Below are 12,136 nucleotides of genomic sequence, written 5' to 3' on the forward strand. Positions count from 1 at the left end.
CCCGTCGTCCGGGCCCGCAGGGGGGGTCAGGCGCGCGCGAACGTCCCCCCGAACGCCGTCCACGACTCGGGCGCCAGGCGCACGCGCGTGGTGCCGCCGTCGCCCGCCGTCGTGGCGGACGCGACGTCGACGACGGACCAGCAGGCCTCGGCGACCTTCGCCGCGTGCTCCGGACCCTCGACGGCGGGCTCGTGGTCCGCGACCATCTGCCAGCCCTCGGTGAGGTCGAGCGCGGCGCCGACGTGGGCCAGCTCCACCTCGACCACCCGGTCGGAGCGGTTGGTGAGGAACAGGCCGAGCGAGCCGTCGTCGTCCACCGTCGCGGCGGCCGTGACCACCGGCGCCGCGCCGTGCCGCGCGGTGTCGTACGACGGCGCGTCCACGCGCACGTCCAGCGCGGTGCCGCGCGCGAGGCGCGACGTCGTCGCGAACGGGTGGAACGTCGGCTGGCGCCACGCCTCGCCGCCCGGGGCGGTCATGATCGGCGCGATGACGTTGACGAGCTGCGCGAGGCAGGCCACCGGCACGCGGTCGGCGTGGTTGAGGAGCGTGACCAGGAGGTCGCCGACCACCACGGCGTCGAGCCCGGAGTAGACGTCCTCGATGATCCGCGGGGCGTCGCGCTGGATCGGCAGGTTCTCCTCGCCCGGGAAGCGGGTCTCGAGGTACCAGACGTTCCACTCGTCGAAGCTGATGGTGATCTTCTTGTCGCTGCGGCGCTCGGCGCCGACCGCGTCCGCGGAGGCGACGACGCGGTCGATGAAGCGGTCCATCGCCGTGCCGGACGCGAGGAACGACGCGCGGTCGCCGCCGACCTCCTCGTAGTAGGCGTGCATGGAGATGTGGTCCACCAGGTCGTACGTGTACGACAGGACTGTGCGCTCCCACTCGCCGAAGGTCGGCATCTGCATCGACGACGAGCCGCAGACGATCAGCGAGATCGAGGGGTCGACGAGCTTCATGGCCTTGCCCGCCTCGGCGGCGAGCTTGCCGTACTCGTGGGCGTCCTTGTGGCCGATCTGCCACGGGCCGTCCATCTCGTTGCCGAGGCACCAGAGCTTCACGCCGTAGGGCTTCTCGCGGCCGTTCGCGATGCGCAGGTCGGCCCAGCGGGTGCCGGCCTCGCCGTTGCAGTACTCGACCAGGGCGGCGGCGGCCGCGACGCCGCGGGTGCCGAGGTTGACCGCCATCATCGGCTCGACGCCCTCGCGCTCGGCCCACTGCAGGAACTCGTCCGTGCCGACGAGGTTCGGCTCGACGGTGCGCCACGCGAGGTCGAGGAACGGCTTGCGCTGCTCGACCGGGCCGACGGCGTCCTCCCACACGTAGTTGGAGACGAAGTTGCCGCCCGGGTAGCGCACCATCGGGACGCCCAGCTCGTGGACCAGGTCGGCCACGTCGCGACGGAAGCCGTGCTCGTCCGCCTCGGGGTGCCCGGGCTCGAAGATGCCGGTGTACACGGCGCGGCCGAGGTGCTCGACGAACGAGCCGAACAGGCGCCGGTCGACGGCGCCGCGGCGGAAGTCGGGGTGCAGGGTGACGCGGGCGCCGGCGGCGTCGGGCGCCTCGCCGGGCGTTGCGGTGTCGGGGTGGGCATCGGTCTGGGGAGCCGTCATGGGTCTCACGTTCCTCGTCGAAGTGGGCGATGGTGAAGCCACCGTGTACAACGATGTAGAGTCAACCACGGTCGCCGCGCGCGACACCAATCGGCCCAGGAGGATCTGGGTCCGGACGACTCGAGGAGGAATCGGCATGCGCAGAGGCTTGCGACGCGCCGTGGCGGCGACGGCCGCCGGTCTGGCCGGCCTGTCGCTCGCGGCGTGCGCGCCCGGCGACGACGCCGGCTCGGCGAACAACACGAGCTGCACCAACGAGATTCCCAAGCCCGACGCCACCCGCGTCACGCTCTGGGCCTGGTACCCCGCCGTCGAGCAGATCGTCGACACGTTCAACGCCCAGCACGACGACATCCAGATCTGCTGGACCAACGCGGGCCAGGGCGCCGACGAGTACGGCAAGTTCTCCACCGCCCTCGAGGCGGGCACCGGGGCGCCCGACGTCATCCAGCTCGAGTCCGAGATCCTGCCCACGTACACGATCCTCGACGGCCTCGCCGACCTCGCGCCCTACGGCGCGGGCGACCTCGAGGACCAGTTCCCGGCCGGCGCGTGGTCCGACGTCTCCTCCGGCGACTCGGTGTTCGCCGTGCCGGTCGACGGCGGCCCCGTGGGCATGCTGTACCGGGCCGACATCTTCGCGAAGTACGGCGTTGAGCCGCCGACCACCTGGGACGAGTTCGCCCAGGCCGCGCAGGACCTGCGCGACGCCGGCTACGACGGCTACATCACCAACTACGCCACGAACGGCGGCGCGTTCAACTATGCGCTGTTCGCGCAGGCCGGCTGGGCCCCGTTCGCCTACAACCCGGCGCAGCGCGACCAGATCGGCATCGACGTCGACACCCCCGAGTCCCGCAAGGTGCTCTCCTACTGGGAGGACCTCATCGACCGCGGCCTCGTGTCCAGCGACGACGCGTTCACCAGCGACTACAACACGTCCCTGGTGGACGGCACCTACGCCGTCTACATCGCCGCCGCGTGGGGCCCGGGCTACCTCGAGGGCCTGTCGGACGCCGACTCCGGCGCCGAGTGGAAGGCCGCGCCGCTGCCCCAGTGGGACCCGGCGAACCCGGTGCAGGTCAACCAGGGCGGCTCGGCGCTCGCGGTCACCTCCCAGGCGTCGGACCCCGAGGCGGCCGCGACGGTCGCGATGGAGCTGTTCGACGACGAGGAGACGTGGAAGATCGGCGTCGAGGACGCCGGCCTGTTCCCGCTGTGGAACCTCGCGCTCGACGCGCCGTGGTTCACCGACCGCCGCTACCCGTTCTTCGGCGGCCAGCAGGTCAACCGCGACGTCTTCCTCGACGCCGCCGCGCAGTACCCGGGCTTCACGTTCAGCCCCTTCCAGGTGTACGCGTACGACCGCCAGACCATGGCCCTGTACGACATGGTCGAGGGCGACTCGACCGCCGCCGACGCGCTGGCGACCATCCAGGACAGCCTGGTGCGCTACGCCGAGCAGCAGGGGTTCACGGTCCGATGACACGCACCGAATCGACCGGAGGAAGCACCTCGATGGCCTCGACGACGACGACGCCGGCCGCCGCGCCCGCCCGGGCCGCGAGCCGGCGCGGCGGGCAGAGCCTGCTGGACACCAAGCGGCAGTGGTGGGGCTGGCTCTTCCTCGCGCCGTTCACGATCGTGTTCGTGCTGTTCCTGCTGGTGCCGCTCGCGTACGCGTTCTGGCTCAGCCTGCACACCAAGGGCATCGCCACCGGGGGCGAGAGCGTCTTCACCGGCGTCGCCAACTACGTGCGCGTGTTCACCGACGCGGACTTCCTGTCCGGCATGGCGCGGGTGGGCAGGTTCGTGCTCGTCATGGTGCCGATCCAGATCGGCCTCGCCGTGGCGATCGCGCTCGTGCTCGACACCCTGGCCACCCGCCTGTCGAAGGCGTCGCGGCTGCTGGTCTTCGTGCCGTACGCGATCCCCGCCGTCATCGGCGCCCTCATGTGGGGCTTCCTGTACAGCCCGCGGTTCGGCCCCGCGAACGACATCTTCGGGATCTTCGGCCTGGACGCCCCCGAGTTCCTCAGCCGCGACCTCGTGTTCGGCTCGCTGGTCAACATCGTGACCTGGCAGTGGGTGGGCTACTACATGATCATCGTCTACGCCGCGCTGCGGGCCATCGACCCGTCGGTGTACGAGGCGGCCAGGCTCGACGGCGCCGGGAACTGGGCGATCGCGTTCCGGATCAAGATCCCGATGATCGCGTCGTCGATGGTGATGATCGTGGTGTTCGCGCTCATCGGCACCCTGCAGTTCTTCACCGAGCCGACGGTGCTGCGGTCGGTCGCGCAGGGCGCGATCCCCACCACCTACACCCCGAACATGTACGCGTACTCGATGGCGTTCTCCTACAGCCAGTTCAACTACGCCTCCACGATCGCGTTCGCGCTGGGGATCCTCGTGTTCATCGGGTCGTACGTGTTCCTGTACGCCACCCGCAAGCAGAGCGGACTGAAGTGATGACGACCGTGACGACGCAGAAGACCATCTCGCGCCGGCCGCGACAGCGCCGGATCGGCTCCCACCTGTTCCTGCTCCTCGCGGTGCTCTACTTCGTCGTGCCGCTGTGGTGGCTGGTGGTCGGGTCCACCAAGTCGAACAGCGGCCTGTTCGTGGGCTCCGGCGGCGCCCTGTGGTTCAACGACGAGTTCGCGCTCTGGGACAACGTCAAGGAGCTCTTCACGTACCAGGGCGGCATCTACTGGACGTGGATGCGCAACTCGTTCGTGTACGCGATCGTCGGCGGCGTGGGGTCCACGGTGCTCGCCGTGCTGGCGGGGTACGCCCTGGCCAAGTACCGGTTCCGCGGCCGCAACCTGTACTTCTCCATGCTGCTGGGCTCGGTCATGGTGCCGCTGACGGCGCTGACCATCCCGACGTTCGTGCTGCTCAGCCAGCTCGGCATGATCAACACGATGTGGGCCGTGATCCTGCCGTCGCTGCTCAGCCCGATCGGCGTCTACCTCGTGCGGGTGTACGCCGTCGACGCCATCCCGGACGAGATGCTCGACGCCGGCCGGGTCGACGGAGCGGGCGAGCTGCGCCTGTTCTTCCGCGTCGCGCTGCCGCTGCTGCGGCCGGCGTTCGTCACGGTCCTGCTGCTCACGACCGTCGCGACGTGGAACAACTTCTTCCTCCCGCTGGCGGTGCTGCGTGACCCGCAGCTGCTCCCCGTCACCGTGGGCATCAACCAGTGGCAGGCGCTGTCGAACGCGGGCGCGGGCGGCGAGCAGGTGTGGAACCTCATCACCACCGGCGCGCTCGTGTCGATCCTGCCGCTGATCGTGGCGTTCCTCGCCCTGCAGAAGTACTGGCAGGGCGGCCTGTCCCTCGGGTCGATCAAGTGACCGCCGTCGCGCCATCCGGGCGGCCGCGGCGTGCGGCCGGTGCCCTACGCTGTGGGAGGCGAACGGAGAGGTGAGCGGCATGCGCGTGACCATGCACGACGTGGCCCAGCGGGCGGACGTGTCGATCAAGACGGTGTCGAACGTCGTCAACGGGTACCCGCACATCCGGCCCGAGACGCGCAAGCGCGTCGAGGAGGCGATCGAGCACCTCGGCTACCGGCTCAACACCACGGCCCGCAACCTGCGCACGCAGCGCACCGACATGATCACGCTCGCCGTGCCGGAGCTGCGGCTGCCGTACTTCGCGGAGCTCGCGGACTCCGTGATCCGCTCCGCCGAGGAGCAGGGCCTCACCGTGCTCATCGAGCAGACGGGGGCGGTCCGCGACCGCGAGATCGAGCTGCTCGACGGCCGGCGGCGCCACCTCACGGACGGCGTGATCTTCTCGCCGCTCGCGCTCGGGCAGGACGACGTCGGGCTGTTCGCGGTCGACTTCCCGCTCGTGGTGCTGGGCGAGCGCGTCTTCGACGCCCCCGCCGACCACGTGACGATGAACAACGTGGCCGCGGCCCGCGCCGCCACGCTGCACCTCGCGTCGCTGGGCCGGAAGCGGATCGCCGTCGTCGGCGCGCACGAGGGCGAGCTGGTCGGCTCCGCTGCGCTGCGCACCGAGGGCTACCGGCAGGGGCTGGAGGCCGCCGGGCTCCCGTACGACCCGGCGCTGGTCAGCGAGGCCGGGCTGTGGCACCGCTCGACCGGCTCGGAGTCGATGGGCCGGCTGCTCGACTCGGGCGTGGAGATCGACGCCGTCTTCGCCCTCAACGACGCGATGGCCCTCGGCGCGCTGCACGCGCTGCACGCCCGCCGGATCGAGGTGCCGGGCGACGTCGCGCTCATCGGCTTCGACGACGTCGACGACGTGCGCTACTCCGTGCCGACCCTCAGCTCCGTGGACCCGGGGCGCGAGCAGATCGCCCGCACGGCGGTGGACCTCCTCGTCGAGCGGATCGCGGACGGCGCCGAGCGCCCGTTCCGCCGGGTGATCCCGGACTCGCGGGTCGTGGGCCGGGAGTCCACCGGCGACGCCGCGGAGGGGATGGAGAAGGTGGTGGCCGTCCAGCCCGGCGGCAACGAGGAGATCGCGTCGCGGGTCAGCGCGACGGCGTGAGGACCCGCGGCCCGGGCAGGTCCCGCAGGCCGCGCAACGGGCTGTGCAGCACGCTGAGGCAGGCGGCGCAGTGCACCGCCGCCATGAGCAGCACGGTCTCGCGCACCCCGAGCACCTCGCCCAGGGCACCCGCGGCCAGCCCGGCGAGCGGCATCGTGCCGAAGTTGACGAACTGGCTGGTCGTGACGACGCGGCCCATGAGCGGCTGCGGCACGTAGCGCTGCCGCCAGGCCCCGCGCAGCACGTTGCCCGCGACCACCGCGAGCCCGACCAGGAAGAGGCCGGCGACGGTCCACGTGACCCGTGGGCCGCCGCCCCCGAGGCCCACCAGGAGCGCGGGCGGACCGCCGGCGACCATCAGCAGCACCGTGGCGCGCGCGCTGCCGAGGCGCCTGCTGAGCGCGGTTGCCACGCTCGCACCGAGCAGCCCCCCGCAGGCGCCGACGGTCATGACCACGCCCAGCGCCGAGGGGCCCAGGCCCACGGTGTCCACGAGGAAGAGGACGAGCAGCGCGGTGTACCCGGTGAGCCCGAAGTTCGAGATCCCGCCCACCACGACGAACCAGCGCAGGTAGCGGTCGGCGGCGACGAACGACACGCCCTCGCGGATGCGCACCCGCAGCGGCGCCTGGGGCGGCCGGTCGGGCTGCCGCACCGGCCGCACGCGCCAGAGGCACAGGGCCGAGACGACGAAGCTGGCCGCGTCCAGGGCCAGCCCGGCGGCGGCGCCGAGCGCCTGGGCCATCGCGCCGCCGATCCCGGGCCCCGCCACCTGCATCCCCGACTCGGTGCCGAGCAGGCGGGCGTTGGCGGCCTCGAGCTGCTGGTCGGGCACGACCTGGGGCAGGAACACGACGTAGGCGGTCCGGAAGAAGACGGTGCTGACCCCCGCGGCGAGCGCGGCGCCGACCAGGTGCGGCAGGGTCAGCGCGTCGAGGGCGGCCGCGGCGGGGACGCTGCCGATGGCGACGGCGGCCACGAGGTCGGCCGCGATCATCACGGCCCGCGCCGGGAGCCGGTCGACCCACGCGCCGGCGGGCAGGCCGATCACGAGCCAGGGCAGCCACGCCGCCGCGGTGAGCAGGCCGACGACCGCGGCCCCGGCGTCGAGCTCGAGCACCGCGACGAGAGGCAGCAGCACCGACGTGGTGGCGTTGCCGAGCACGCTGATGCCCTCGCCGACCCAGAGCCGTCGGAACCCCCGGTTGCGCGCGAGGGGCACCGCGCGGCCGTCGGCGGTGGCGACGGGGCGGTGCGTGGCGGCGGTCATGGCTGTGCGGGGAACCCGCGGCCGAAGACGAGCACGGGCTCGCGCTCGACGCCGTCGTCGGGCTGCGGGCGCTCCGCCCACCGCACGAGGACGGCCGTGATCTCCTCGCCGAGCGCGGCGAGCTCGGCGGGGGACAGGTGCACCCATGTCTCGGTCGCGAAGGCGGCCCCGTCCCACCCGGGGGCCGACTCGGCGTTGGCCTGCCACTCGCGGACCCGGTCGAACTGGCGCTGGAGGTGGAGCGCCTCGGCGGCCTGGGCGGCGGTGACGGCCGCGGCGTCCGCGGCGAACTCCTGGCGCGACCAGCGCAGCCGCGGCGCGACGAGCCGCCACCAGCGCTCGCGACGGTCGCGGGCGAGCTCGGGGGCCTCGGCGACGAGCCCGGCGTCGTGCAGCACCTTGAGGTGGTGGCTGGCGCTGCCGACGGCCTGCCCGGTGCGGCGCGCGAGCGCGGACGCGGTGGAGGGGCCGTCGACCTTGAGCGCGTCCATGAGCCGCGCCCGGTAGGGGTTGGCGAGGGCGGCGAGCGCCTTCGCCTCGGTGACGGTGCGCACCTCCTGCGGCTCAGGTGCGCCGTCCTGGGGGGTGGGTCCGGTGGGTCCGGTGGGGACGGGTGGCTGCGTCATCCCGCCACCGTAGACCCACAAGGAGTGTTGTACAAGAGCTCTTGTGGAACTCGCTCAGGCGGGACGCCCTCCCGAGACCTCGGCGTCGATCCGATCGAGCCGGTCGGTGGCCAGGCGCCCGGTGGCCCACAGCCAGAAGCCGGGGCCGACGAGCACCGCCGCCAGCGGCAGCGCCCACGCGGCGGCGAGCAGGGCGGCGGCCACGACGAGCACCGCGAGCGAGGTCGCCGGGGCGAGCAGGGGGAGCAGCAGCAGGAGCCGCCACGTCGCCACCGGCCCGCTCGCGTACCGCGCGACCACCACCGGCCAGTGCGCGAGGACCACGGCGCCCCACGCCCCGACGACGAGCAGCCCGCCGGTCAGCACGGCACGCACCGGCCCGTCCAGCAGGCCCAGCGCGGCGCCGTCGAGCCACAGCAGCCCGGCGACCGCCCAGGCGGGGGCGAAGAGCGCGGTGGTGCGGCCGAAGCCGTCGCGCCAGGCGCGCCAGAACGTGCGCCACGGCGTGGGCTCCGCCGTCATCCGGGCGGCGACGACCCCACCCGCTCGCAGCGCCGGGCCCAGCCCGAGCAGCACGCCGCCGGCGAGCGTGCCCAGCACGACCATGGCGGAGACCTCCACGAGCAGCGTCACCCAGCGCAGCGCGAGCATGACGCCGCCCGCCCAGCCGGGCACCTCGGCCTCGGCGACGGCGGTGCACCCGGGAGCGCGCACGGCGGCGCGGTCGGGCACGTGCCCCGGCGCGGGGTTCGTCACGGGAGCCTCGTCGCGAGGGTGACGCGCCCTGCGTCGTCCAGCGCCTCGAGGCACACCGTGGCGCGGTCGCGCACGGCGTCCCACGCGGGGTGCACGACGGCGGACACGGCCGCGCCGTCGGGGGCGGTCCAGGCGAAGCGCCCACCTCCCAGGGTGCGCACCGCGGTGCGGGTCTCGAGCGGGCCGGCGACGCCGTCCTGCACGTGCGTCGGGTCGGTGCCCGGGGTGAGCCGTTCCCAGGCGCCGCCGAGGACGGCCGAGTCGGCCGGCCAGCGGGAGACGTCGTCCTCCTCGCGGGCGGTGCCGGCCCACGGCTGCGGGGCGACGAGCGGCCAGCCGTCGTGCGTCCACACGAGCCGCCGCAGCTGGAGCCGGTGCTCGGTGGGGGCGTCCGCGTCGCGCACGTGGTGCACCAGGAGCTGGCGCACGTGCGAGCCCGCCTCGGGGGCCGCGGCGGGCACCCGCTCGGTCAGCACCGACGCGTGGCCGGGGGCGAGGATCCCCGGCCCGCCGGCAAGCTGGTGGCCGGACAGCACGGGCACGCCCACCGACCACGGGTCGGCGTCGAGGTCGGTCATGAGGCGGCCCGCCCGGTCGCGGTACGGGCCAGAGACGGCGTCGCCGACGGCGGACCGGAGGTGGTAGCTGCCCCCGAGCGAGTCGTAGGAGACGAGCAGCGCCCAGCCGCCGCCGGGCCGGGGGAGCACGAACGCGCCCTCGACCGCGCCGTCGGCAGCCCGCGCGCGGCGCGCCAGCAGGCGTCCGGGCGCGGCGTGCAGCTCGCCCGGGGCGGGCGCGAACCCGTCCGCCACGAACCCGGTGCCGGCGTCGAGCGGGAGCACGTGGATCCCGCCGAAGAACGACCCGTACACGAGCCACTGCGTCCCGTCCGGCTCGGTCACGACGTTCGCGTCGATGGCGTTGGGGTGGCCGAGCCCCGCGGGCGGGTCGGCGTGGTCGCTCGCCACGACGACGCCGCGGTCGGTCCACGGGCCGGCCGGGTGCGGGGCCTCCGCGAGCCCGATCGCCGAGCGGCGCGAGCCGAACGTCGACGCCGAGTAGTACATCCGCCACGTCGTGCCGGCCGGGGTCCGGGCGCGGACGACGTCGGGCGCCCACAGGCCCTCGGCGCCCGACCAGGCGGCCGCGGGCGCGGGCACGCCGGGCAGGGCCCACCCGTGGAAGTCCCACGTCACGAGGTCCGTGGAGCGCCGCACCTGGACGCCCCCGCGGACCGGGCCGTCGGAGCGGGCGTCCGTGGAGAACAGCCAGTAGACGCCGTCGTCGTCGCGCACCGCGGTGGGGTCGTGCACGTGGCGCCCGCCCCAGGCCGACGTGTCGAGGGCGGCTGTCGTGGTGGTCGTGGTCATGTCAGCCCTTCGTGCCGGTGAGCGCGACGGACTCGATGATCTGCCGCTGGAAGACCAGGAAGACCACGAGGATGGGCAGCACGGCGACGACGGACGCGGCCATGATCAGCGGGTAGTCGCGCTGGGTGGCGTACTGGACGTTCATGTTGGCGATGACCACCTGCAGCGTCTGCCGCTCCGGGGTGTTGAGGTAGAGGATCGGCGCCAGGTAGTCGTTCCACACCGCCATGAACCACAGGATGAACTGGGCGGCCACCGCCGGCCGGATGATCGGCATGATCATGCGCCAGAAGATCTGCCAGTACGACGCACCGTCGATCTTGGCCGCCTCGACCAGGGAGTCCGGCACGCTCGACAGGTACTGGCGCAGGAAGAAGATCATCACGATGTTGCCGAAGATCGCCGGGACGATCAGGGGCGACAGCGTGTCCACCCAGCCGATCCTCGAGAACATCACGAACTGCGGGATCATGATCGTCGGGAACGGGATCATGATGCCGGTGAGCAGGCCGATGAAGATCGTGTTCTTGAACGGCATCCGCATCTTGGCGAGGGCGAACGCCGCCAGCGAGCAGGTGAACGTCCCGATCACCGTGACGCTGAGCGACACGACGAGGCTGTTCCTGATGCCGTCGAGGACGTAGGAGTCCGTCCACATGCGGACGTAGGTGTCCCACTGGGGCACCTCCGGGATCCACACCGGGGGCAGGGCGAAGACCTCGAGCTTCGTCTTCAGGGACGTGGAGAGCATCCACACCAGCGGGGCGATCATGAAGACCGCGCCGGCCGCGAGGACGATCCACACGATCGTGTCGGTGAGGCGCGAGCGTGCCGTGCGGCCCAGGCGCGCGCCCGTCGGGGTGCCGGTCGTGGTGCCGGTCGTGGTGCCGGTCGTGGTGCCGAGCGTCGTGGTGGTCATGGTGTCTCCCTGGCCTCAGTCGACGACGAAGCCGGCGTTGCGCCGGTTCAGCCGGAACTGGATGAGCGTGATGACGAGGATGAGGAGCCCGAGCACCACCGACATCGCGGTGGCGTAGCCCATCTGCTGGTACCGGAACGCCTGCAGCCAGATGTGGTAGACGACCGAGGCCGTCGAGTACTCCGGCCCGCCGGTGGGCGTCATGATCTGGATCTCGATGAAGATCATCGCGCCGCCGATGACCTGCGTGACGATGAGGAAGAAGGTCACCGGCTGCACCATCGGCAGCGTGATGGAGCGGAACTTCTGCCAGCCGCCGGCGCCGTCGAGCTCGGCGGCCTCGTACAGCGACCGCGGCACGGACTGGATCGCGGCCAGGTACAGCAGCATCGAGTACCCGAGCCCCTTCCACACCGCCATGAGGATGATCGCGGGCTTCGCCCAGAGCGGGTCGGCCAGCCAGTTCGGCCCCTCGATGCCGAAGAGCCCCAGGAACTGGTTCACCAGGCCGAAGTCGCCGTTGTACGCCCACTGCCACAGGATCGCGATCGCGGCGATGGACGAGATCACGGGCACGTAGTAGATGGCCCGGAACGCGGCGCGACCGAAGATCTTGCGGTTCATCATCACGGCGAGCGCGAGCGAGATCGCGAGCCCGATCGGGATGCCGATCATGTAGAAGAACGTGTTGAACAGCGTCTGGCGGAACCGCTCGTCGCCCAGCAGGGCGACGTAGTTGTCGAGCCCGATGAACTGCATCGGCCCCAGCCCGTTCCACCGGGTCAGCGACGCGTACAGCGCGAAGAGGGTGGGGTAGAGGATGAAGAGCAGGTAGCCGAGCACGGGCGCGGCGACGAAGAGCAGCGCCCATCTCTTCTCGGTGCGGTGGAGCCGCGAGGTCCCGCCGCGCCGGGGCGGCGCGGGAGCGGGGTCCGGCGCCGGGGCGCGGGTGCCGGCCGTGGCCGGCATGGCGGTGGACGTCATCGCAGACTCCTTCGTCCAGGGACGTGCGAGGGGGGACGTGCGAAGGGCGGGCGGTGCGGCCGCCCGGC

General features: G+C 72.6%; 11 protein-coding genes. 4 read left to right on the top strand and 7 right to left on the bottom strand.

Annotated elements, in window-relative coordinates; all coding sequences use genetic code 11:
• Nucleotides 1–26: 26 nt before the first annotated feature.
• Nucleotides 27–1,616, bottom strand: coding sequence for an alpha-N-arabinofuranosidase (locus ACFUVW_RS15080; protein ID WP_430572139.1), 1,590 nt, complete (start codon nucleotides 1,614–1,616; stop codon nucleotides 27–29).
• Between the two features lie 136 nt (nucleotides 1,617–1,752).
• On the opposite strand from ACFUVW_RS15080, the gene ACFUVW_RS15085 reads away from it, so the two are divergent.
• The 4 genes from ACFUVW_RS15085 to ACFUVW_RS15100 all read left to right on the top strand — a co-directional run bounded on the left by ACFUVW_RS15085 (nucleotide 1,753) and on the right by ACFUVW_RS15100 (nucleotide 6,143).
• Nucleotides 1,753–3,102: an ABC transporter substrate-binding protein gene (locus ACFUVW_RS15085; protein WP_430572140.1), complete on the top strand. Its 1,350-nt coding sequence runs from the start codon at nucleotides 1,753–1,755 to the stop codon at nucleotides 3,100–3,102.
• 32 nt (nucleotides 3,103–3,134) lie between these two features.
• Complete coding sequence (locus ACFUVW_RS15090) at nucleotides 3,135–4,088, top strand: carbohydrate ABC transporter permease (RefSeq protein WP_430572141.1); 954 nt, start codon at nucleotides 3,135–3,137, stop codon at nucleotides 4,086–4,088.
• Entirely contained in the window at nucleotides 4,088–4,975 is an 888-nt protein-coding gene (locus ACFUVW_RS15095; protein ID WP_430572142.1) for a carbohydrate ABC transporter permease, read from the top strand. Before ACFUVW_RS15090 ends, ACFUVW_RS15095 begins: the two co-directional genes overlap by 1 nt.
• A 79-nt stretch (nucleotides 4,976–5,054) precedes the next feature.
• Nucleotides 5,055–6,143: a LacI family DNA-binding transcriptional regulator gene (locus tag ACFUVW_RS15100; protein WP_430572143.1), complete on the top strand. Its 1,089-nt coding sequence runs from the start codon at nucleotides 5,055–5,057 to the stop codon at nucleotides 6,141–6,143.
• Here ACFUVW_RS15100 and ACFUVW_RS15105 read toward each other — a convergent pair.
• Genes ACFUVW_RS15105 through ACFUVW_RS15130 form a run of 6 tightly spaced genes read right to left on the bottom strand, consistent with a single transcriptional unit; the run spans nucleotide 6,127 to nucleotide 12,068 of the window.
• On the bottom strand, nucleotides 6,127–7,413 hold the full coding sequence (locus ACFUVW_RS15105) for an MFS transporter (protein WP_430572144.1): 1,287 nt from the start codon (nucleotides 7,411–7,413) through the stop codon (nucleotides 6,127–6,129). The two genes, ACFUVW_RS15100 and ACFUVW_RS15105, sit on opposite strands and share 17 nt — an antisense overlap.
• Nucleotides 7,410–8,039: an ArsR/SmtB family transcription factor gene (locus ACFUVW_RS15110; RefSeq protein ID WP_430572145.1), complete on the bottom strand. Its 630-nt coding sequence runs from the start codon at nucleotides 8,037–8,039 to the stop codon at nucleotides 7,410–7,412. Before ACFUVW_RS15110 ends, ACFUVW_RS15105 begins: the two co-directional genes overlap by 4 nt.
• A gap of 54 nt (nucleotides 8,040–8,093) precedes the next feature.
• On the bottom strand, nucleotides 8,094–8,795 hold the full coding sequence (locus ACFUVW_RS15115) for a DUF624 domain-containing protein (protein ID WP_430572146.1): 702 nt from the start codon (nucleotides 8,793–8,795) through the stop codon (nucleotides 8,094–8,096).
• On the bottom strand, nucleotides 8,792–10,165 hold the full coding sequence (locus ACFUVW_RS15120) for an arabinan endo-1,5-alpha-L-arabinosidase (protein ID WP_430572147.1): 1,374 nt from the start codon (nucleotides 10,163–10,165) through the stop codon (nucleotides 8,792–8,794). The genes ACFUVW_RS15115 and ACFUVW_RS15120 overlap by 4 nt, the downstream gene beginning before the upstream one ends.
• 1 nt (nucleotide 10,166) lies before the next feature.
• Nucleotides 10,167–11,084, bottom strand: a complete 918-nt coding sequence (locus tag ACFUVW_RS15125) for a carbohydrate ABC transporter permease (RefSeq protein ID WP_430572148.1) — start codon at nucleotides 11,082–11,084, stop codon at nucleotides 10,167–10,169.
• 15 nt (nucleotides 11,085–11,099) lie between these two features.
• Nucleotides 11,100–12,068: a carbohydrate ABC transporter permease gene (locus ACFUVW_RS15130; protein WP_430572149.1), complete on the bottom strand. Its 969-nt coding sequence runs from the start codon at nucleotides 12,066–12,068 to the stop codon at nucleotides 11,100–11,102.
• Nucleotides 12,069–12,136: the final 68 nt, after the last annotated feature.

The organism is Isoptericola sp. NPDC057391 (assembly GCF_042668085.1).
Classification (GTDB): Bacteria; Actinomycetota; Actinomycetes; order Actinomycetales; family Cellulomonadaceae; genus Isoptericola.